14 protein-coding genes are annotated in these 21,424 nt (G+C 46.0%); 3 read left to right on the top strand and 11 right to left on the bottom strand.

The annotated features are described in order from the left end of the window. Window positions 1-263: 263 nt before the first annotated feature. The 7 genes from QUA44_RS18800 to QUA44_RS18770 all read right to left on the bottom strand — a co-directional run bounded on the left by QUA44_RS18800 (window position 264) and on the right by QUA44_RS18770 (window position 12,823). The gene (locus QUA44_RS18800; protein WP_333253177.1) at window positions 264-1,004 is read right to left on the bottom strand and encodes an HAD family hydrolase; all 741 of its coding nucleotides are present in this window, start codon (window positions 1,002-1,004) and stop codon (window positions 264-266) included. Between the two features lie 275 nt (window positions 1,005-1,279). Beyond that, complete coding sequence (locus QUA44_RS18795) at window positions 1,280-1,663, bottom strand: endonuclease domain-containing protein (RefSeq protein WP_333253179.1); 384 nt, start codon at window positions 1,661-1,663, stop codon at window positions 1,280-1,282. Window positions 1,664-1,839: 176 nt separating this feature from the next. After that, on the bottom strand, window positions 1,840-6,060 hold the full coding sequence (locus QUA44_RS18790; protein ID WP_333253181.1) for a chemotaxis protein CheB: 4,221 nt from the start codon (window positions 6,058-6,060) through the stop codon (window positions 1,840-1,842). A gap of 443 nt (window positions 6,061-6,503) precedes the next feature. After that, window positions 6,504-7,913, bottom strand: a complete 1,410-nt coding sequence (locus QUA44_RS18785; protein WP_333253183.1) for an adenylate/guanylate cyclase domain-containing protein — start codon at window positions 7,911-7,913, stop codon at window positions 6,504-6,506. A gap of 586 nt (window positions 7,914-8,499) precedes the next feature. Next, a complete protein-coding gene (gene cutA / locus QUA44_RS18780; protein WP_333253185.1) occupies window positions 8,500-8,820 on the bottom strand; it encodes a divalent-cation tolerance protein CutA in 321 nt (106 codons plus the stop codon). Between the two features lie 315 nt (window positions 8,821-9,135). After that, entirely contained in the window at window positions 9,136-10,035 is a 900-nt protein-coding gene (locus QUA44_RS18775; protein WP_333253187.1) for a pentapeptide repeat-containing protein, read from the bottom strand. 253 nt (window positions 10,036-10,288) lie between these two features. Continuing rightward, on the bottom strand, window positions 10,289-12,823 hold the full coding sequence (locus QUA44_RS18770) for a VIT domain-containing protein (protein ID WP_333253189.1): 2,535 nt from the start codon (window positions 12,821-12,823) through the stop codon (window positions 10,289-10,291). 283 nt (window positions 12,824-13,106) lie between these two features. On the opposite strand from QUA44_RS18770, the gene QUA44_RS18765 reads away from it, so the two are divergent. From QUA44_RS18765 to QUA44_RS18755, 3 genes are all read left to right on the top strand, one after another. Further along, the gene (locus QUA44_RS18765; RefSeq protein WP_333253191.1) at window positions 13,107-14,105 is read left to right on the top strand and encodes an Rpn family recombination-promoting nuclease/putative transposase; all 999 of its coding nucleotides are present in this window, start codon (window positions 13,107-13,109) and stop codon (window positions 14,103-14,105) included. Between the two features lie 773 nt (window positions 14,106-14,878). Continuing rightward, a complete protein-coding gene (locus tag QUA44_RS18760; protein WP_333253193.1) occupies window positions 14,879-16,537 on the top strand; it encodes a CTP synthase in 1,659 nt (552 codons plus the stop codon). A 496-nt stretch (window positions 16,538-17,033) separates the two neighbouring features. Next, a complete protein-coding gene (locus QUA44_RS18755) occupies window positions 17,034-17,456 on the top strand; it encodes a hypothetical protein (RefSeq protein WP_333253195.1) in 423 nt (140 codons plus the stop codon). A gap of 177 nt (window positions 17,457-17,633) precedes the next feature. On the opposite strand, the gene QUA44_RS18750 is transcribed toward QUA44_RS18755, so the two are convergent. The 4 genes from QUA44_RS18750 to QUA44_RS18735 form a co-directional block, all read right to left on the bottom strand. Next, window positions 17,634-18,521 (bottom strand): ROK family protein, encoded by an 888-nt coding sequence (locus QUA44_RS18750; protein ID WP_333253197.1) that lies wholly within the window; start codon window positions 18,519-18,521, stop codon window positions 17,634-17,636. 224 nt (window positions 18,522-18,745) lie between these two features. Continuing rightward, a complete protein-coding gene (locus tag QUA44_RS18745; RefSeq protein ID WP_333253199.1) occupies window positions 18,746-19,465 on the bottom strand; it encodes a tetratricopeptide repeat protein in 720 nt (239 codons plus the stop codon). 153 nt (window positions 19,466-19,618) lie between these two features. Beyond that, the gene (locus tag QUA44_RS18740) at window positions 19,619-20,800 is read right to left on the bottom strand and encodes a murein transglycosylase A (protein WP_333309847.1); all 1,182 of its coding nucleotides are present in this window, start codon (window positions 20,798-20,800) and stop codon (window positions 19,619-19,621) included. 34 nt (window positions 20,801-20,834) lie between these two features. Beyond that, window positions 20,835-21,092 carry a hypothetical protein gene (locus tag QUA44_RS18735; RefSeq protein WP_333253203.1) on the bottom strand — a complete coding sequence of 86 codons (258 nt, stop codon included), beginning with the start codon at window positions 21,090-21,092 and terminating at the stop codon, window positions 20,835-20,837. Between the last annotated feature and the right edge of the window lie 332 nt (window positions 21,093-21,424).

Below are 21,424 nucleotides of genomic sequence, written 5' to 3'. Positions count from 1 at the left end.
AACTTAAGATTAAAAACCTTTGTATCTCTCGCTTATAGCCGAGGCCAGATCCCCCTAAATCCCCCTTAAGAAGGGGGACTTTGAATGCTCTTTCTTGTCCCCCCTTCTTAACGGGGGGACGAAACAGAAGACTCTTCCCCGTTAAAAAGGGAGACTTTGAACACTCTTGTCCCCCCCTTCTTAAGGGGGGTTAGGGGGGATCTGGACTCAGGTACAAGCGAGATTTTCCCAAGCAAAACCTGCCCCGGCGATGTGATGTTTGCTCAATCTGGTAAAATTGTAATTTCATCCAAAGATGCGATCGCCACATCAGCATTTTCCAAATGACTAACCTGGGCCTTCCCCCAACAAATCCCGATACAGCCAGCCGCGCCCGCATTTTTACCCATCTGAATATCGCCCGCTGAATCTCCCACCATCAAAGTTGCTGCGGGATTTACTCCGAGTTTCTCACAAGCTTGCAAAAACAATTTCGGATCGGGTTTATGAACCGTTGAATCAACTCCCATTTCTAACTGAATCCACTCGGCTAATGCGTGGTGTTTCACAAATTTTTGCACCGATTCTGTCGTAGCAGCCGAAAGAATACCCAGTTTTAAACCCGCTTCCGAAAGATATTTCAGCACTTCCAAACTGCCGACAAATAAAGGAGACACAGCACTATTTTTAAACATTTCGTCAGCTTCATCAAAAGCGCGGCGCGCAATAGTTAAAGATTCCAACCATCCCCTGCCGGTTTCGGCGATGTATCCCGCCGCCACAATCTCATTTTCCCTGCGACTACCGACTGCCAGCAAGCCCGTGGGGTCAATGCTGCCGCCTTCGATACCGAAAGCCATTTGTAAAGGCTCTCCCACCCCCGGAATTTGAGCGTCTGCGAGGCGCGCTCGCTTAATCCCCAACAGTCTCAAAAATTCTTGAGAATCCTCTAGAGTGCCGTCTTTGTCAAAGATTACGGCTTCGATATTTGAGAAGGTAATGCCCCGACATTTAATAGTTACCAAGAATCATAACTCCGTAATTTTTATATGGTTTTGTATGATCTCATATTGTGCTATTTTTAGCAATTGTTTTTAGCGCAACATAACTCTCTTGTCCCCGCCTTATTAAGGGGCTAGGGGGATCTGGCCTTAACTATTACGAGATGCCCGATCCTACTCTTGTCCCACCCCCTACTCCCCTTCTTAAGGGGGGCTAGGGGGGATCTGGCCTTAACTACTACGAGATGCCCGATCGTACTCTTGTCCCTTATTAAGGGGAGTGCCAGGGATATCTGGCCCTAAGAATGACGATCGCACGCACCCAACAACTCCTCACAAACTCCCTCAAAACACTGCAACACATCAACATTCGTAAACCTGACAACTTGCAGTCCATACCCCTCGAAAATCCCTGTTCTTTCCGCATCAAATTGTTTCCCCTGTTCGGTAAAATGACTCTCGCCATCAACCTCAATTACCAATCTTAAAGCAGCACAATAAAAATCTACAATAAAATTGTCTATCGGGATCTGTCTCACAACTCGAAAAGGGAAATTTCTCAGAAAATCTTCCCAAAGTTTCTTTTCGGCTGGAGTTGGATTTTTCCGAAGTTTCTTGGCGATAGGGATGAGTTTTGGGTTGTAAGGTAGGTGGAAATTGGAGTCGTTTAATTTGGTCATCATCCTCCTAATCTCCATCCGGAGATCCCCCCTAACCCCCCTTAAGAAGGGGGGGACATGAAGCACTCAAAGTCAACCCCTACTCCCCTTCTTAAGGGGGATTTAGGGGGATCTCCGGGGGACAAGAATTTAACTGCCTAATCTAATCTCAAACATCATAAATCAAAACTCCAAATTAATTAAAATCTTCCTGCTAAATTGGCAACCGTTAATGCTAGTTGAACTGGCTGGACAGGCTTGGCAATATGCGCTTGAAAACCAGCTTCGATCGCCCTTTTCCGTTCTTTATCGCTCGCATAAGCAGTCAGCGCGACGGCTGGGATTTCTCCTCCGGCTTCTGCAGCAAGGGTTCGCACTTCTCGAATCAAGAAATACCCATCTTTTTCTGGCATTCCGATATCCGAGATTAGCACGTCGTATTTGCCGGGGTTTTCCTTCATAGCATCGATCGCACTTTTGGCAGATGCAACCGTCAAAACCTCAGCCCCATAGCTTGTGAGTACAAATTCTACGAGCTCCCGGGTATCGAGCTGATCGTCCACAACTAAGATGTGTAAGCCTTCGAGAGAGGGCACGATATCCTTTGAGGCGTTTAAAGGCCCTACCAAAACATTTGACTTTAAATTGAGCGGCGATGTCAACTCGACAGGCAACGATCGCAACGGCAATCTCACAGTCATTGTAGTTCCTTGTTCCTCACCCGGACTCTCCGCTTGCACGGTTCCCCCGTGCAATTCTACCAGATGACGCACGATCGACAAACCCAATCCTAGCCCTTGATTAGCCTTGCCGCTGCTGGAATCCCCTTGATGGAAACGATCGAAAATATACGGCAACAAGTCGGCCCGAATGCCTTTTCCCGTGTCGCTAACTCGAAGTAGAGCGTAATTCTCGATCGCCGACAGCGTTACTTCCACTCCTCCCCCCGCCGGAGTAAACTTAATTGCATTAGATAGAAGATTCCACACAACTTGTTGCAATCTATCAGCATCACCTAAAACAGTTGCAGAACTCAACTGAGCAACCATTTGAATGTTTTTGGCATTCGCTGATAATTGAACCCCGTCGAGCGCAGCTTGTACTACCAAAACCAGATCGATCAAACTCGTATCAAGAACCAGTTTGCCACTCGTAATCCGGGAAATATCCAGGAGATCTTCGATTAACTGAGATTGCACCCTCGCGCTGCGCTCGATCACCTCTAGAGCGTGAATAGCGGCTGCTTCCTTAAGCTGGCCGGAGCGCAGGATTTGTGCCCATCCCAGGATCGGAGTCAGGGGATTGCGGAGCTCGTGGGAGAGATTCGCGAGAAATTCATCTTTAGCACGGTTGGCGGTTTCTGCTTGTTGGCGGGCCAATTGTTCCTGCTCCAATAACTGCGATCGTACTGTCTCAAACTGCTTGCGCTGCGTGATATCCTCGATCGACAACAAAATCATTAAAGCTTGATCTTCTCGTTCAAGTTTACAAGCATTCAGCAGCATGGTTTTCTGCCCGATCTGCTCAAACAGGTGATCCAACTCAAAGTTTTCAAGCTGAACATCACTCACCAGAATATCTTCCAATATCCATCGCAATTGCGGGATATTCCACTGCCCATTTCCCAATTCAAACAGCGAAGATTGCGCTGTTTCTGGGGATGAAACTTTAAACGTTTCATAGAACGATCGATTTGCTTTATTCACTCGGAAATTAGCATCTAGCGCGACTAAAGGCGTTTGCACAGTTTCCACAATGGTTTCAGCATAATTTCGGGCCTCCTCCAAGGTTCTGGCACTGCGTTTAAGAGCATCAATATCGAGCAAAACCATCACCACACCGTCAATCTGGTTTTCCGTTGTCCGGTAAGGACGAATGCGGAGGTTGTACCAATATCCCGATAAAGTTTGAACTTCTTGTTCTTTCGTCTGGAGAGTATCAATCACCTCCAAAATCATCTGTTCCAAGTCAGGAACGTTCAGAGTTGAGCGGATGTCGCTAAAGGGTCGTCCAACATCTGTGGGAATCACACTAAAAATTTGCTGTGCCGTTGGCGTAAAGCGTCGAATCTGTAAATTGTTTGTCAGCATTAAGATAGGAATATTGATACTGGAAAGCAAATTTATCAGATCGTTATTCACGAGGCTTTGTTCAATATTTCGGCTGCGAAGTTCCTCGTTAGTGGTAGTGAGTTCCTCGTTAGTGGCTTGAATCTCTTCTTTGGCCGTTTCTAACTCCTCGTTGGTGCTTTGCAACTCCTCGTTGCTCGATAAGACTTCTTCGTTGGCAACTTTGAGGTCTTGGTTGAGATTTTCGTGTTCCTGGATCACCGCTTGCAGTTGCGCTTGAACCGCAGTTTTGTCTTGGTAAGCGGTTGCAAGTGCCTGCCTCACCAGCTCAATTTCGCGCACTAAATCAGCTTGCTCGAAGCTTTCACAAGGGAGAGTGCTGAAGTTAAGCACCGGGGGTGAAGCCTCTTCAAATAACACCAAAAAGTAGCGTCCTTCGACCGCCTGTGGATGGAACGGAATCACCTCAAAATTGACGATACTCGATCCTCGGCCCGATTCAACAAGCGATACCCCTTCTTTCCTAACGGTCACGTTCTCCGTTTGTGCCTGATAAATGGCGGTGCGAAGCTCAACTAGCAAGCCTTCCCTTGCCATTGTCAGCAAGTTTAAGTCGGGCGTTCCGAAGGCCAGTCTCAAGTAAGGATTGATGTCTCCCCGCACTTGCAGGATGTTCATGATCTCGTTGACAACCACACCTGCTAGGGCATAGCGATTCAAAATCAGTTGGTCTGTTTCTCGCTGTAAATCAAAGCTATTTGTCAAATTTTCCTTCACCCCCTGCCCTTCACGTGCTTTAGCGACGGGATAGGAACTCGGCGTAAACGAAAAAGTGGGACGACTCGCCGTCAACTTTTTGGCATAAATTTTAGACTTTTTATCAACTGAAGTAAACAAGTATGAGAATTTTCCGGTACTCTCAGAACTGCCTAACAAGAGAAAGCCATTTGGGTTAAGACTGTAATGAAAAACGGGCATCACTTTTTTTTGCAATGACTCTCCCAAGTAGATCAGCACATTGCGACAGCTAAGTAAATCGACATTGGAAAAAGGCGGGTCGCTGCCTAAGTCTTGTCGGGCAAATACACATAGTTCGCGGACTGCCTTGCTGATTCTATAACTACCTCCTTCTTCGTTGCGAATAAAGAAGCGAGTACGTCGTTCTGGTGAAACATCTACCATCTGGTTTTCTGAGTAGACGCCAGACCTCGCTTTGCCGATCGCCCCTTCGCTAATGTCTGTGGCAAAAATCTGGATCGGTGGCTGGATGACTCGATCGCCCAAAAACTCTAACAAGCAAATGGCGATCGAATAAACTTCTTCACCTGTGGAACATCCCGCCACCCAAATCCGAATGGGAGCATTTGCCGATTTATTTTGGGTAATCGTGGGGAAAACCAGCTTTTTTAACTTTTCAAAGGCTTCGGGATCGCGGAAGAAACTGGTAACGTGGATCAGGATTTCTTCATACAAAGCTTTGACTTCATCCGAATTCTGTCGAAGGTTTTCGGCGTAATCATCCAAGCTTTCCAGCTTGTACAACACCATCCGTCGCTGGATGCGTCGAGCGATCGTGGTGGGTTTGTAGTTGCTAAAATCAACGCCTGTGGTCGATTTCAGTAGTGCAAAAATAGTTGTCAGGGCATCTCCCGGTTCGGGCGATTTTTCAACTTTTGTCACGGGAAGCGGGCCAGTGAGAAGGGGACTGTGACTATAGTTTGCCAGTTCCTCGGCAATTTTTGCCGGTGGCAGAACAAAATCGACATTTCCTGTAGCAACAGCGGTATTCGGCATACTATCGAATTTTGCTGTGTCTTGACATTGAGCAAAAGTCATGCCTCCGGCTGCTTTGATTGCCTTGAGCCCCAGTGAACCGTCTCCGTCTCCCCCGGATAATACTACGGCGATTGCTTTGTGCCCGCGATCGATCGCCAATGAGGTAAAAAAGGCATCTCCCGGCATATATTTGCCATAAATCTTCTCGCGCGGGGATAGTTGCAGCACGCCTTTACACAGCACCATCTTGGTGTTGGGCGGAATGATGTAGACTTGATTCGGCTCTACAGCCATGCCGTCTTTTACCTCACTAACAGGCATTTTCGTCTGTCTGGCGAGAATCTCGGTTAGCAGACTTTTGTGATCCGGGGCTAAATGCTGAATCAGCACAAACGCCATACCCGTATCGGTGGGTAAATGGCTCAGCAACCCGGTGAATGCTTCCAAACCTCCTGCTGAGGCGGCAATCCCAACAATGGGAAAGGGGGCATCGGTTTCGGCTAATTGTTGGCTGTCGAGGGCGGCTGGTGCGATCGATTCGGGTGTATTTTCTGGAGATAATTGAGGAGAATTCATGATGGGAAGTCCTCGACTTCAGTTATTTAGTAGCAAACATATTTGGTAAGCGTGCTGCTAAGTAATTCGGACTATGTTTATTAGAGCTTATTTTGCCTTCGGGTCGCAAGTAGCTTAATGATGAGTTGTAGCTTTTAAGTAGGGAAACTCCAAGAGCCCATTAGTGTCAACAATCGCCTGAAAGCCTTGATAAATCCCGTTTTTACCTGAGTCCTGATCCCCCTAAATCCCCCTTAAGAAGGGGGACTTTGAGAAATACTTCTTGTCCCCCCCTTATTAAGGGGGGCTAGGGGGGATCGAGACTCGGCTATAAACGAGAGAGACGGTCGGTTTTACGTTAAGTTGACACGCCTTGGACAATGCCATGTCCCTCCCCGTTATCTGTTGCGGATATCGCAGCGAAAGGCTAGCAATAACCAGGTATATTTATTTACCTTACCTAATTAAGTTTTTTTAGCGACCCCGCCCGCAGAAAGTGCGATTACTGATTCCGTATTAATTCTAGCAGTATAAGCGACTTGTGCGCCTTGTATTCCCTTTAAATCTTCAACTCGTTTGTGAATTTCGGACACTCCAGCAGCTTTTAATGCTGTCAAAAATGTTTGGTCGCTGTAAACATCTTGGGAAAACGAAACTTCGTCACTTTTAGAAAGATTTTGAATCCTGGCGGCTTTGTTGACTGTCGAGCCAAAATAGTCGATCGAATTATTGAGATTTACGAGCAAAGCCGTACCTCGGTGAATGCCAATTCTGACTTGAATCCACTCTGCTTGTGGGCGAGTTAAATTGTACTCTCTGAAACAGGCCACAGCATCGGCGGCCGCCATAATTGCTTGTTCGTTGCTGATAAAGGAAGCCATGACGGCATCGCCGATGGTTTTAATGACTTTACCGCCAAATTTCTCGATCGACTCAAAGAAAATTTCAAAATGATCGCGCACAATATTGTAAGCTTTAGTATCTCCCAGCGTTTCGTACATTCTGGTAGAACCGGTAATATCGGTAAACATAATAGTAATCGCCCGAATCTTGACTCGCTCTCTTTCCGATATTACTTGATCGCCGAACAAACGCTTATAATCCGGGTGATGAAGCAGTTGAATTCCTGACAGCCGCAAAGGTAGTTGTTCTAATGTCAATTCCTGGGGCAATTCATCGGAATGCAAAATCAGCCCCGACAAATTGTGATCGGTATTAGTTAGTTCGATCTTAACTTTTCCCGGACGCACGGCGAGATCTGTTTTGTCAAAATCTTTGCCGGCTAACTGCTTGAGTTTAATTTCTTGTATCTCTTCTGTTTCTGAGCCTTCAACCTTTAAAATCCCTTTAGCTAAAGTGAGGGGACAGCAGTACCGATATCGACCTGTTTCTAAGGTAACAATCTCGGATTCGGTGCAGTATAAAGGTGTTACCAGTTGCAGTTTGTTCTGGAGTACGGGAGGGGGAGCGCAGACGGGCCGCAGTTGCGGGTTTTCGATTTCTTTGTTCAGGGAAAAAGTAACTTCGACGCGATCGAGCAAATCAATTTTAAACTCGCGCTCGCACATCGGGCACAAAGACATTTCTGATGTGTCTGCCAAATCCTTAAATTCTTCTGTAATCATGTCGCAGTGGGGACAGTGAATATCCCAGTGCAAGTCGAAGGCGCCAGCTTTTACTCCGTGCAGAAATTCCGAAGTAATTCTTTTAACATTCTTGACAGTACCGCCTGCTAGGTAGTAAGGGTTAATCCGCAATCTCTGCAAAATGTGGGAACCGATTAACCAGTTTTCGATTTGGTCGATCGTTCCTTTGCTACAATTGGGACGTTTTTTTAGCTGTTCTAATTTTTCTTTTAATAGTTCGATGTTCATGATCTACTTGCCTTTGAGCGTCAGGGCAAGAAATTTATAAGCATTATGTTGTGTAATTTGCTCGTCTGGCTTGTTCTTGCCTGAGAATTCTGATGACTTTGCACTTGTGCGGATGTCCCTGATATTTATAAATCTTAACAAATTAGCACCATGAAGGTCATGCCTATTTAGGCAGATTGATCGCGCTGTCACTTGTTTTAATCCAAAGTGCGATCGCTGCATCGGTCTACAGAAATATCTTAAATCTCGGTAATCGGGAATTGGGAATTGGGAATTGGGAATGGGGAATTGGGAATTATCAACCAATAAGGTTCACTTAAGACAGATCCCCCTAACCCCCCTTAAAAGGCTACGGTGTACACACAAGTCATGAGATCCCTTAAAAAGGGGGGAACCGGAGTCAAAGTCCCCCTTTTTAAGGGGGATTTAGGGGGATCTCCGAGGATTTTGGTTCTACACAGAGATGTGTGTACACGGTAGCTTAATAAGGGGGGGACAAGATTCCGATCAAAGTCCCCCTTCTTAAGGGGGATTTAGGGGGATCGAGATATGTGCAACTTCACATTAAATTGGTATAAAGTCCTCACTACGAACCTAAAGATTGTCCAATCCAACTCAGATAAGCATCGCTACCAGCGATAATAGGAATAGCAATAATTTCGGGAACTTCATAGGAATGGAGTTCCTGAACTTTTGTTTTTAAAGCCTCAAATTTAGCCATATCAGTTTTAATCACCAACTGCCACTCTGACTCGGAATGAATCTCGCCTTGCCAACTATAAATCGAGCGAATTGGCGACAAACTCACACAAGCAGCCAGCTTATGTTCAACTAGAGATTTAGCGAGATTCTCCGCCTCCGCCTCCGATGCCGCAGTTACCAGCACCACCCCAAAATTAACAGTCATAACGATTTTAGATTTGAGATTAAAGAATTGATTTCAACAGAAAACCTTGAGCGTAATTCTTTGTAGCTACAGGGCAATGCCTTGTCAGGCGCGGATATCTGCTTTGAGCAAAGCCCCAAATGTACAATAGACTTCAATTACATTCATTCGATCGCCATAACAGGAAATTATCTGCGTTTATCTGCGTATATCTCCTGGCATCTGCGGTTGAGATCTCAATCAAAGATTTATGCAATTCAAGTCTAATTTAAATGCACAACAGCTTATTAATTTTTACTTGTCATTGATTGACAAGCAACAATTACCAATTCCCAATTACCCATTTTTAATTTCCGAAACTTCCCAAGAATTGACTTGGCACGCCCCAGCTAAAGAAAAATAGCGCCTAGTAGATTCCGGCAAAATAGCTCCCGCCAACAAAGCATTATCTAAATTTGCTCCTATTAAAGTCGCCCCGCTCAAATCTGCTGCCATCAAATCAGCTTGACACAGCTTTGCCCAATTCAGATTTGCCCCTCTCAAACAACTTCCCCTCAACTTAGCCCCAGTTAAGTTGGCACCAGCCAATTTAACGCCCCGTAACTGAGCCGCACTGAAATTTGCTCCCGCCAAATTCGAGCCTTCCAAATTAGCTCCAATTAGTTTAGCTTCGCTCACATTAACGCCGCTCAAATCTACACCGCAGAGATTCACCCCTGTCAACTGCGCTCGCCGCAGACTGACTCCGGTTAATTGAGCTCCAAAAAGTTTTGCACTGTTGAGGCTTGCACCGTAAAGGTTGGCCCACTTAAAATTAGCTGCCGTCAGATTCGCGCCCAGCAAGTTAACTAATTGCAAGTCGGCGCTGCACAAATTGGCATTCCACAACACAGCACCCCGCAGGTTTGCGCCGGTTAAAGTTGCGCCGCTTAACTTTACCCTCGGCAATTTTGCTTTTACCAAAAAAGCTCCGCTGAGATTGGCTTTTGTCAAATCTGCACCCGAAAGTTGGGTTTCGCCCATTTTGGCAAAAGTCAGATTTGTTCTTTGCATCTGTGCATCTTTGAGCGTTGCTTTGGTGAGAAATGCCCTGCTGAGGTTAGCCCCGGAAAGATTAGCTCGGGAAAGGTTGACTCCGATTAAGATGGCTCCGCTGAGGTTTGCACCGCGCAAATCGGCTCCAGCAAAGTCTCTTTGTCCTTTTTCGTAATTGTTGAGCAGTTCACTAACTTCCATAGGGCATGATACCTTCTGTGATTGTGGGGTTTCGATCCAGAAATCTTTACTGTTAAGGTTGTTTCAGAAAGGAAACTGTTTCAGAAAGGAAACTGTTTTAGCGTTTGCCTCAAACGGTATAAATTTCATTAACATCACTTTTTGTTTAAAGGCGATCTCTTAATAAAGATTTTATATCTTGTTCACGGTAGAGATCGCCCTTTCGGTACTTTTGACTTAAAAGTTAATGTTTCTTGACATAGATAGTCATTGCTTAACGATCGACCGTAATTCGCAAATTCAGGCGCACCGTACCCTGGAACCCTGCCGGCGGTTGCCAGGACATCAAGGCTTTCTTGAGAGTCTCTAGGGCATCTGTTGCTTGCAGCGTCGAGCTTTGAGAGTCGTTAGCGAAGCCCGCCCCTACGGGGGCTGCGCCAACGAAGAGGATCGCCACTTTCTGTACGATGCCGTTTTGTACCGACAACTCCCACACCGTCTCGCCGCTAACCCCCGCCGAGAGATTAACAGATTGCAAGTATTGAGTCAGAGCAGCGCGACTCGCGGCATCCAAGCCTTCGGCACTAATTACTTGCAAACGAGAAGCCTTTGGCTTCTGCGCTCGTGGTTCGCTGTAAGGGGCTTCCCGCGTGAGAGTAGGAGCTGGACTCACCGGTACCGGGCCGCGAATCGGGGTCATATTGCGAACTCTGCCCCTAGTTTGCTCGCCCTTCTCCGCATCAAAAATACCTTCATAGCTGACACCCTGCGGCAATTCTACAGGCACTTGCACGCGACGGCGCGATCCATCTGGATCGACTCGCACTTCTTCGCTCACCGCCACCAAAGCCGTGTATTCCGATAGCAAGTGATAAGTCAGAGCAGTATTAGTCACAGATTCCACCAGAGATTTAGTCTCGCCGCCAAACATTTGATTCATTAAACTCTTAATGCGCGATCGCCCCCAAAGTTGAGCTACCGCCGCATTGCCAAAATCCGTAGTGCCTGCTGCGACTGAAGTTGACTCCCGCTGCCGCCCGCCGGATTGAGCAAAATTAACAGGTAAAACTTGGTCGTAAGCTTTGCCACCCGCCAGAGTGCCGCGGATGCGAAGTTGGCCGTTAGCCCGATCGCCCTTTTTGCCAAACAAAACCAGCGGCGCGCTTGCAAACAAGTCTGGGGGTGCGATCGGATAAATCTCCGGTTTTTCCCCCATTCCTTCCCAACTAACTTGAATATTAGTCAATACCGGATTGTTAATTTGGCGGAAAAACTTTTCAGCAGCCGGTGCTGACGGTTCATCTTGACGAACTACTTGAGACGTGCCTCTTCCCACTTCTGCCAAACGGTTGAGCAAAAACCGATTCACCGAACTGCCGACACCAAAACTATAAAGTCGATTTCCCGGTTTCAGACTCTGCTGCACCTGGGCCAGCACTTCATTTTCATTACCAATATAACCATCGGTAATCAGTACAATACTCCGCAGCGTTCCTGTTCTTGTCGCCGGAAACTTCATCACAGTTTGAATGCCGTTGAGCAGTTCTGTGCCGCCGTTAGCCTGCAAAGCGTCGATATACTTAATGGCTCTTTGTCGATTAGCTTCTGTATTCGCTAAAGGAGTTGTTGAAAGCGCTTTTGCAGTGTTGGCAAAATCAATAATAGTAAAAGTATCCTTGGGATTGAGTCCTTGAATGAAGCGACGCATCAACTCCTTAGATTTTGCCAGCGGTTCGCCCTGCTGAGAACCGGAAGTATCCATCAAAAATACGACATCTTTCGGTACAATTTCATTAGTTTTGTAGTTGAAGGCGGGAATTAAATAAGTAGCAAAATGACCGCCCCGCTGGTCGGATTGAGTCAGGACTGTTGCTTGAGTATTTTCGCCTGCTACTCGATAGCGCAGAATTAAATCTTTATTGGGAATTGTGTCAGATTCAGCTAGTTTGACGCGAACAATATTGCCGCTGCGGTCAGTAGTAATTTGATGGGAAGTAGAGCGGACATTGCCGATCGCCACTCCGGCATCTATTTCTACTGAAATAGCGATATCGTGACCCGATCGCGTTCCGGGAGTCAAAACAGGCGGGTTAATGCGATCGGCATCGGTCGTATTTTGCGAAACGTAGCGCGGCCCAACCACTGTGGGAAACACAAATTCGTAATCGCCACCGGCAAACTTGAGACTTTCGGTGTAGCGAATCGTAACTTCAATTTTTTCTCCCGGTTTGATATTAGCCAGAGACTGAGTAAAAATATTAGATCGTTCTTGTTCCAACAAACCCGCAGTCCGGCCTTGTTGGCGAGCTTTTTGGTAAATTTCCAAAGCTTCATCGCGCCGTTTGATATCACCTTTAATAATGCGATCGCCGATTTTAATTTCCATGTCGTCCACCGCCGCTTCGTCGGGCAGGGGAAAGACATAAACAGCTTCTAAAGATTCGGGAAAAGGATTTTCAAACTTCTGAACAACTTCGACGCGGGAGATGTTGCCGGCAATTTTGGCTTTAACTTCAGTTTTTTTGAGAAGAAAAACTTGTTCTGTGGCTGTATCTTGAGTTTTGACGAACAAACCGCCGACAGGACAGCGAGTTTCGGGCGATCGCGCCCCGTTGCAATTAACATCGTTACTAGCGAGGATTTTCGGCGACAGAGACAAATAATGTTCCCCAGGAGCATTGGCCCGGGCCGCATTGGGAGCGAGCCACGCGCCACACTCGTTAGCGAAGCCCTCGAAGAGGATCGCCGCGAGCAATGCGATACCAGCAGAAAGCAATTGTTGAGGGGATATAACGCAGACAAACTTCATAGCTGTTTTTTTTAGCAGACTTGAGGTGCTTTCTTTACCATGACTTTACGCTTCGCGAAACGTTCCTGAGTTAGCTGTTCGGGAAACATGACAACCAGACCTGGGTGGATTTTAGATTAAAGATTAAAGAAATGACTCCCTAGGCGCGGGCTGGGGACTGGCATTTGTATTGAGGTCGGTTTGGGCGATCGACCGCGAAGCCAATGCTGAATATTGTATGATAGTGAGATAGCTTAAATAATTCTCACATCAACCTCTAAACCTCTAATAAATTAAAAATGTCATGAGTTTTATTAACCCCAAAACCGACTTTGCTTTTAAAAAAATATTCGGCTCGGATGACAGTAAAAACATTTTAATTAGTTTCTTAAATGCTCTGCTCTACGAAGCACAGCCAGTCATCGAAGATTTAGAAATTATCGATCCCTATTTAGCTTCAAACATTAAAGGTATCAAAGACACTTACCTGGATGTAAAAGCCAAAATTAATGGTGACAAAACTGTGATCATTGAAATGCAGGTTTTGAATGTAGAATACTTTCAGCAGCGGGTTTTGTATAATGCAACTAAAACATATTCAATGCAGCTAAGCACAGGAAGTGGCTACAGCAAGTTAAACCCTGTGATTGCTCTGACGATTACAGATTTTAAAATGTTTGAGAACATGGACACAGTGATTTCGCACTTTATCTTCAAAGAAAAGACATTTTTAGTAGATTATCTAGCAGATCAATTTGAGATGGTGTTTGTGGAGTTACCAAAATTCAACAAGGAACTAGATGAATTAGAAACCTTGACAGATAAGTGGATATACTTCATGAAAACAGCTCAAGCTTTACAGGCTGTTCCAGAAGAATTGGGAAATGTAGAGGAATTGAAACAGGCTTTTAAAATTGCCAGTACAGCAAATCTAAATGCTCAGGAACTAGATGAGTTAGATAAGCGAGAAATGTTCATTCAAGACCAGCGTGGCTCCATTAGTCTAGCTACCAAAATAGCCCTTGCAGAAGGTATCGAACAAGGCATCGAGCAAGGCATCGAGCAAGGCATCGAGCAAGGCATCGAGCAAGGCATCGAGCAAGGCATCGAGCAAGGCATCAAACGAGGACAGTTACAATTAGTTGTTCGTTTATTGGAGCGCCGTGTCGGGCCGCTGTCGTCGGAGATTCAAGCTCGCATCAGTCAGTTATCCGCTGAGCAATTAGAGAATTTAGGAGAGGCTGTTTTAGATTTGGCGAGTATGTCAGATTTGACCGATCGCTTGCAGGCATATTTTTCCTGAAGGTAAAAAAGGGTTGGTCTCTTGCGGGCCCTTCGTCTGCTCCAAAAGCGAAGTATGGAACAAGCAAGAGTTTTGATACTCCCCAGGGCTGAAGCCACGGGGATTCTTGAATTAATCCAAAAACTCTCAAAGGTGTTATCAAGTCACCTCTAGACGCTCAAAACAACTACCAGTACAAAAGGTATTGCAATTGCGCTTACTTTTAAATTGTGTTTGCTTTCATAGTCCATCACAACGCCAGATAGGTACGCTTCACACTCTGCCATTATTTGTCAGTTATACAGGCTTACTACTCCTTAAGGAGTGTGGTGGCTCACGCTCGCCGGGATTTCTCCGATACAAGGCGTATTTCAACACGTAGATGGTTGTTTTACTTGCTAATCTAATTATAATACCATTTTTTTAAAGTTATGCAAGACTTATGTAAAAACTCAAAGACAGAATTATCAATGTCTGGCGGTATTTTATCTCTATCACATCTTTAAAAAAATGGTATAACAAATCTTTCGATCAATTGCGTAAATAAATGTTGAAGGCGGTTGAAACCGCTACCGAGTTCCTCCCCATGTCTAAAGCCAGGGGCTTCCCGTTTTTTGGTGAAATGGGCGATCGCACTCCAAACCCATACCAACCGTCCGATTCAGCTAATGGGCGACTCGTCGTATCCGCACCCGTATTTGAGAAAGGCTCAAACACTGCTGGACAATTTTCGATTTTAGCTCTTAGATTTGAGTGTTACCTTCTTAACTAGAAACATCTAAAGTTGAAAATCTATGAGCAAATTTGTGTTTGTGACTGGCGGCGTGGTTTCCAGTATCGGCAAGGGAATTGTCGGTGCTTCCTTGGGCCGCCTATTGAAGTCGCGGAACTATTCTGTCTCGATTTTGAAGCTAGACCCTTATATTAACGTTGACCCCGGCACTCTCAGCCCGTTTCAGCACGGAGAAGTCTTCGTCACGCAAGACGGTGCGGAAACTGACCTGGATTTGGGGCACTACGAGCGTTTTACCGATACTTCCATGTCTCGCCTCAACAGCGTCACCACGGGTTCCATTTATCAAGCGGTGATCAACAAAGAACGCCGCGGTGAGTATCAGGGGAGCACGGTGCAGGTGATTCCGCACATCACTAATGAGATTAAAGAGCGAATTCACCGGGTAGCAAAAAATACTAATCCCGATGTCGTGATTACGGAAATCGGCGGAACGGTGGGAGATATTGAATCTTTGCCGTTTTTGGAGGCAATTCGGCAGTTTCGCAAGGATGTCGGGCGGCAAAATGTTGTGTATATGCACGTCACGCTGATACCTTGGATTCCTTCGGCTGGAGAGATGAAAACTAAACCGACTCAGCATTCGGTGAAGGAATTGCGGTCGATCGGCATTCAACCAGATATTCTAGTCTGTCGGTGCGATCGGCCCCTGTCTTTGGGCATGAAACAAAAATTGTCTGAATTCTGCAACGTGCCCGAAGAATGCGTCATCACCGCTCAAGATGCTAAAAGTATCTACGAAGTGCCGCTGATGATGGAACAGGAAGGTTTAGCGGAACAAACGCTCAATTTGCTGCAACTCGAACATCGCCAGCCAGATTTGCATCAGTGGCAAACTTTAGTCAACAGGCTTTACAGTCCCAATCACAAAATTGATATTGCTTTAGTTGGCAAATATGTGCGGTTAAACGATGCTTATCTTTCGGTGGTCGAAGCTTTGCGGCACGCGGCAATTGCGATCGGCTGCGACCTAAATTTGCACTGGATTAACTCAGAAGATTTAGAATCGGGAAACCTCGATAACTATCTCAAAGATATGAACGGCATTGTTGTGCCGGGAGGTTTTGGGGTTCGGGGGGTTGATGGCAAAATAGCGGCGATCGAATATGCTAAACACCACAAAATACCTTTTTTGGGATTGTGTTTGGGGATGCAGTGTGCTGTGATTGAATGGGCGCGCCACACCGCCCAACTCAAGGATGCCAACAGCGCTGAATTTGACCCGGATACAGCAAATCCGGTAATTAATTTATTGCCAGAACAGCAAGATGTAGTCGATTTGGGCGGTACAATGCGACTGGGTTTGTATCCGTGCCGTGTCAACCCAGACACGCTAGCTTTCAAACTTTATCAGAAAGAAGTGATTTACGAGCGGCACCGCCATCGGTACGAATTCAACAACGCCTACCGCAATCTTTTCTTAGAATCAGGTTATGCAGTCTCCGGTACATCTCCAGACGGCCGATTAGTAGAAATGATCGAATTGCCCAACCATCCCTTTTTCATAGCCAGTCAATTTCACCCCGAATTCCAATCTCGACCTAGCGCGCCCCACCCATTGTTTCAAGGGTTTATCCAGGCCGCTAGCATCCAGGGAAAGCAGGATGTTTTAGAAGATGAGGGTCGCGACTTGGTGGCCGGGAAAGTTGTCGCAAACTGATCTCATATCATGTGCGATCGATTAGTTCTGATATATTAGAGGTCTGTAGGGGCGGTTCAGAGTAGACAATATTCAAATCGCCCCGACAATGGACATTACAAAACCCACCCAACAGACCAATAGGATTTGATAAGGGTCGCACTTACCGGACTAGATATCGGGCAGCATTCTCAACGAGTGAAAAACCTCCCCCCCAACCCCTATGCTAGGGCTGGGGGCTAGTACCACAAGGGAGAAGGCAAAAGGCAGAAGGCAGAAGGCAGAAGGCAGAAGGCAGAAGGCAGAAGGCAGAAGGTAAAAATGCTGATTTTTTACTTAACTTTTTACGGATTTCAAGGGTGATACCAGTTTCCAAAAAAAATGCAACTTTAGGCAACTTCCCAACCCAGATAGTCATCAGTCATGCCCAATCTAAAATCTACAATCTAAAATCTAAAATGGTAGGAGTTGTCAAACTATCCTAAAATACCAGGAAACACAGGTTTGAGGAGGCTTTGTGGCTTATTGGAGCAAATTTACTTATGAGAAAAGTACATACATAATTGACCTTGACACTATTAGTGCTTTTTCTAGCGAACTGGATAACAAGCGTATCACATTTTGGCTGCCTAATAGCAGTCAGCCGATTATTCTTAATCCCCAAGGCAATTATGAGGCTTACAAGCAAGTTCTCGATTACCTCAAAAAAACCATTGACCGCAATTCTAAAGGTTCGTGGATTAAGATTAATTACGATCGCAAGGAATTTGCGATCGATATGAGTCGAATTAGCTCTTTTGCTTGCGAACAGAACGGTCGGCTAAGCTTTTGCCTGCCTGACAGTGCAACTAATATTATTATCCTCCGCCAAAGCAACCCGGAAACTTATCAAGAAATTCAGGAATACATAAAAAATACGACTGGACAATCTCTGCCATGAAGGAGTCATTAGTCATTAGTCATTAGTCATTAGTTAGAAGCATGAACAATGAATGGAGACTATGTTTAGTAACTCCTCAAATTCATTTTATTTTTTTGCTCTAAAGTGCTGAGGTTGAACCCTAATTTTAGATATGAAAAAAGCGCAGTAAAATGCGCTGCTTTTTTTTAATTTTAACTATCGAACAAGCTGCCAAGCTAATTTTGCCGCGCCTACCATGCCTGCTTGATTGCCCAATTCAGCAACCAATAACTGTAAATCTTCGCGAGAACTCGGCAGAACCCGCCGCTCAATTTCTTCTCGAACCTGCGGCAAGAAAAATTCAGCACCGGCACTAATTCCGCCGCCGATAATAATAGCTTCCGGCGTCAAAATATAAATGAGACTTGCCAAGCCGATACCCAGATAGCGCCCGTAATTTTGCCAAAATTCTAAAGCTTTGGCATCTCCAGACTTAGCTAAGTTTGCTAATTCTAGAGGTTCCAAACCAGTTTCGCGGCGAATTGCCTGCACGGAAACGTATTGTTCTAAAGAACCGCGATTGCCGCTGTTGCACTCCGGGCCGTCGGGATTGATGGCAATTAATCCTAACTCTCCGGCCGCGCCTAAATGACCTGTAAATAGTTTACCATCGAGGATAACTGCACCGCCAACTCCTGTTCCTAATGTTAGCAATATGAGGTTTTTAAAGTGCTTTCCTGCACCTAGCCAAGCTTCTCCTAATCCGGCACAGTTGGCATCATTTGCTAATATTGTCGGCAGTCCGGTTTTGGCTTCCAACCAGTCAGCTAGGGGGACGTTATGCCAGTTTTTGAGGTTGATTGCGACTCTGGCTATTCTGCCGGCGGCGTCTGCTGGGCCTGGTGTGCCGATGCCGATCGCACTTACAGCATTTTCGACCGGATTCAGTTGTAAAATAACATCCGTCATCGCGGCTAAAACGGCTTCTGGCGTTGCCGGTTGAGGGGTTGGGACAGTTAAGGATTGATGACAAATGCCCTCTTCGCTGAATCTGCCGAGTTTAATTGCGGTTCCGCCTAAGTCAATGCCGATTACTTGTGTCATTCGATGTGGGTTTTGGCTGTAATAATTTGGGACTAATTTTAATAGTATAAACCTCTTATATGTACGCCTATCACACCTTAAAAATTAAGTTTGTAGTGAGGAGTGAAGTCCTCAAACTTCGGTTTTAAATGTATGATAATTATCCACCAAAACGCTCATTAATTATTAATAGTATTATACCGATCGCAATACCTAGCCTAAATTCTGGATACAAGCGAGTTCGCCTATTTAATTTCGCCTAACATACGTTGCGCTACCTCTCGGTTGTGCAAAGCATCGTGATAGTCTGGTTTGAGAGCAATTGCCTGGTTATAAAATGCGATCGCCTCTTCAAATCTTCCTAAATTATACTGCTCATTCCCTCGATCGCACCACGCATCAGCCTCTACATTAACTTCCGATTCTGCCTCCTCACCCTCAGCGACTCTGCGGTTCCCTTCCCCAGAAAAACCCAAACCATCCCCAACAAACACCGCCTCAATCACCCTCCCCTTTGTATCCTCCTCCTCAACCTCCGGCAGCGGAAACCGTGTCAATATCTCCCGCCCAATTTGCCTCGCAACCTCTGACAATTCCCCACTACCAATTCTACCTAACAAAACCAGCCGCTGCGCCAATTCCTGAAGCGATGCCACCGCATCCGTAGGGGCGGTGCCCCCGTGCCCGCCCTGCAGGTTTTCGCCCTCTAACAATCTTTCCCCGAACCGTCGCAACCAAGCAGCCAATTCACCATCTTTAATGCGTTTTGCGATTAAGAATCCCGCTACATCCCCGCGACTCCAGCCGGCATTCACCCCTTCCAGGATTTCCATGAATTTCGACTCGTATTCCGCGTCAGTTAGGGTGGGGCGGATGGCGGTATTTCCCGGCGGGGAGGGTGGGGTTGGGGTTCCCAATATTCGCTGAATTAGTCGTTTGAAGAATTGCAGAATTTTGTTGAGCATTTGTGAGATTGGGAGGGTGGGGTATTTTCTATTTGATAGCAATTATCAAAAATAGATTACATATAGATTGTCGGCGATATCTGTAGGGACACGGCGCATTGCCGTGTCCGAGATGGCGACGCACAACAAACAATCAGATGAAGTAGAATTAATCTACTTTAAAAGCGGATAATACAGTTCTCCTGTTGAGTTGATATAACCAGCCCTATCGCCCGCTAAATCCCCCGTTCCCATAAATACATCAACTCTCCCCGCACCTTTGATTGCACCGCCAGTATCTTGATCCAAAACGTACCGATTCACAGCATTTTGTTCGAGTTGTCCTGTGGCACTCGGATAAGGGAGTTTTGTACTAATTAATGCTAGTGCGCCGGGGGGCATTAAAGCTTTGTCGGTGGCGATCGACCTTTCGGCAGTTACAGGCACTCCAATGCTGCCAGTAGCAGGTGATCCGTTAGTATCCCGGAAGAACACAAAGCTTTGATTCTTGGGCAAATACTTGTCCATATCTGCGGGAAAGTTAGTGAAATATTCCCTTAGTTTCGGCAAATTTAACTCTTCTAAAGTAAACTTTCCGTCCTTAACTAATTCTCGCCCGACACCTGTATAACTCTGACTGGTTTTGCCCGCAAAACCCACTGTCATCACGCTACCATCTGTTAACTGCAACTTCGCAGAACCTTGGACATGCACGAGAAAGGCTTGGAATCGATCGCGCAACCAAACTAATTCTAATCCTCGCAGCAATCCTTTACTTGCCTGCAAAGCATCTGCGCCTTCCAAATCTAATCTTGTCGGGTGAGGTTTCGGCCAAGATGCCATGTTTGGTGGCATCCGGTACAGGGGATAACGGTATTCGGAATTCGGCGTGCGAGATGCTGCGTAAGTCGGCTCGAAATAACCTGTAAATGCGACTGTTCCTTTGCCGTCTTTGCCCGTGGATTTGTAAAATACAAATTCCCGCTTGACAGATTCCTGGAGTTGTGCTGGAGTTGTAGAACTGACAACTAATTGCCGGAATCGATCGAGCGATCGCCGAACTCGATCGCGCGTAATACCTGCCACAGAATAGCGACTGTAAGCACTAGCAGCCGCTTGGGAGTTAAGATAGCGGAGGCTGTTGTCGATCGACCTTAACAGCAATTGGCGATCGCCAGATTTGCCATTTTCGCCCCAGATTTGAGCGTCAAAGGCTAGATCCTCCGACTCGCCAGCTTGTAACTGATTTACACTAATTGGTTGCAGCGACGGAACTGCAACGGCGGGCACCGAAAAAGCGATCGCCAAAACGCAACAGACGATGGCTAATAACTGATAGCGAAAAATCTTGCTCAATTTCCAATCTTTCCTACTTAATTGATTATTTTCCTTATTCATCATATCGTTCGACGCTAGAACTAAATATCGGTTCTACGCGAATTGCGAGCACGCTGGTAGGCCGAACTACCATGTATTCGCCTTGAATATTTTTGATCGGGACATTGAGAAATTCTGTGGAATCTTGTTTGGGAACCAACACGCTGCTGTACCACTTTTGAAAATCTTGCAGCGTTGCGAAACGCACTTCTTCGCGGTGGCCGCCATCAAGCAGCAGGTGTACGGAATATTCGCTGGGAGTTCTAGGCATATCTGTATTTTAGATTTTTGATTTTAAGCTTTTAGAACGATTTCATATTTTACCCCTTACTCGGCGCATTCCCTCATCTAGTAGGTTGCATAGGGTGAGAGTTGTTGGAAGCATTGGTGTCAACAAACACGTCAAATGTAGTACCGGTCTACTGTTTGACGATGAGGCCCGCCGAGCTCCCCTAGGGCGTGTTTTCTTTCCCCGGAGATCCCCCCAGCCCCCCTTAAAAAGGGGGGAGAAAGAGCGTCGGCGTTGCTTAATCAGGGTATGAAAGGCTAAATAGACCCGTCATAGAAACCAGTATCGACAAAGCTTAGGGATTTTCAACTTAT

It is taken from the genome of Microcoleus sp. N9_A2 (assembly GCF_036701775.1).
Lineage (GTDB): Bacteria > Cyanobacteriota > Cyanobacteriia > Cyanobacteriales > Microcoleaceae > Microcoleus.
This window is presented reverse-complemented; position numbering and strand designations above follow the sequence as displayed.

What these genes read in the sequence shown, in the direction of transcription:
- QUA44_RS18795 (WP_333253179.1), bottom strand. Translation starts at nt 1,663, where the DNA reads ATGATGACCAAATTAAACGACTCCAATTTCCACCTACCTTACAACCCA.
- QUA44_RS18790 (WP_333253181.1), bottom strand. Translation starts at nt 6,060, where the DNA reads ATGAATTCTCCTCAATTATCTCCAGAAAATACACCCGAATCGATCGCA.
- QUA44_RS18785 (WP_333253183.1), bottom strand. Translation starts at nt 7,913, where the DNA reads ATGAACATCGAACTATTAAAAGAAAAATTAGAACAGCTAAAAAAACGT.
- cutA (WP_333253185.1), bottom strand. Translation starts at nt 8,820, where the DNA reads ATGACTGTTAATTTTGGGGTGGTGCTGGTAACTGCGGCATCGGAGGCG.
- QUA44_RS18775 (WP_333253187.1), bottom strand. Translation starts at nt 10,035, where the DNA reads ATGGAAGTTAGTGAACTGCTCAACAATTACGAAAAAGGACAAAGAGAC.
- QUA44_RS18770 (WP_333253189.1), bottom strand. Translation starts at nt 12,823, where the DNA reads ATGAAGTTTGTCTGCGTTATATCCCCTCAACAATTGCTTTCTGCTGGT.
- QUA44_RS18765 (WP_333253191.1), top strand. Translation starts at nt 13,107, where the DNA reads ATGAGTTTTATTAACCCCAAAACCGACTTTGCTTTTAAAAAAATATTC.
- QUA44_RS18760 (WP_333253193.1), top strand. Translation starts at nt 14,879, where the DNA reads ATGAGCAAATTTGTGTTTGTGACTGGCGGCGTGGTTTCCAGTATCGGC.
- QUA44_RS18750 (WP_333253197.1), bottom strand. Translation starts at nt 18,521, where the DNA reads ATGACACAAGTAATCGGCATTGACTTAGGCGGAACCGCAATTAAACTC.
- QUA44_RS18745 (WP_333253199.1), bottom strand. Translation starts at nt 19,465, where the DNA reads ATGCTCAACAAAATTCTGCAATTCTTCAAACGACTAATTCAGCGAATA.
- QUA44_RS18735 (WP_333253203.1), bottom strand. Translation starts at nt 21,092, where the DNA reads ATGCCTAGAACTCCCAGCGAATATTCCGTACACCTGCTGCTTGATGGC.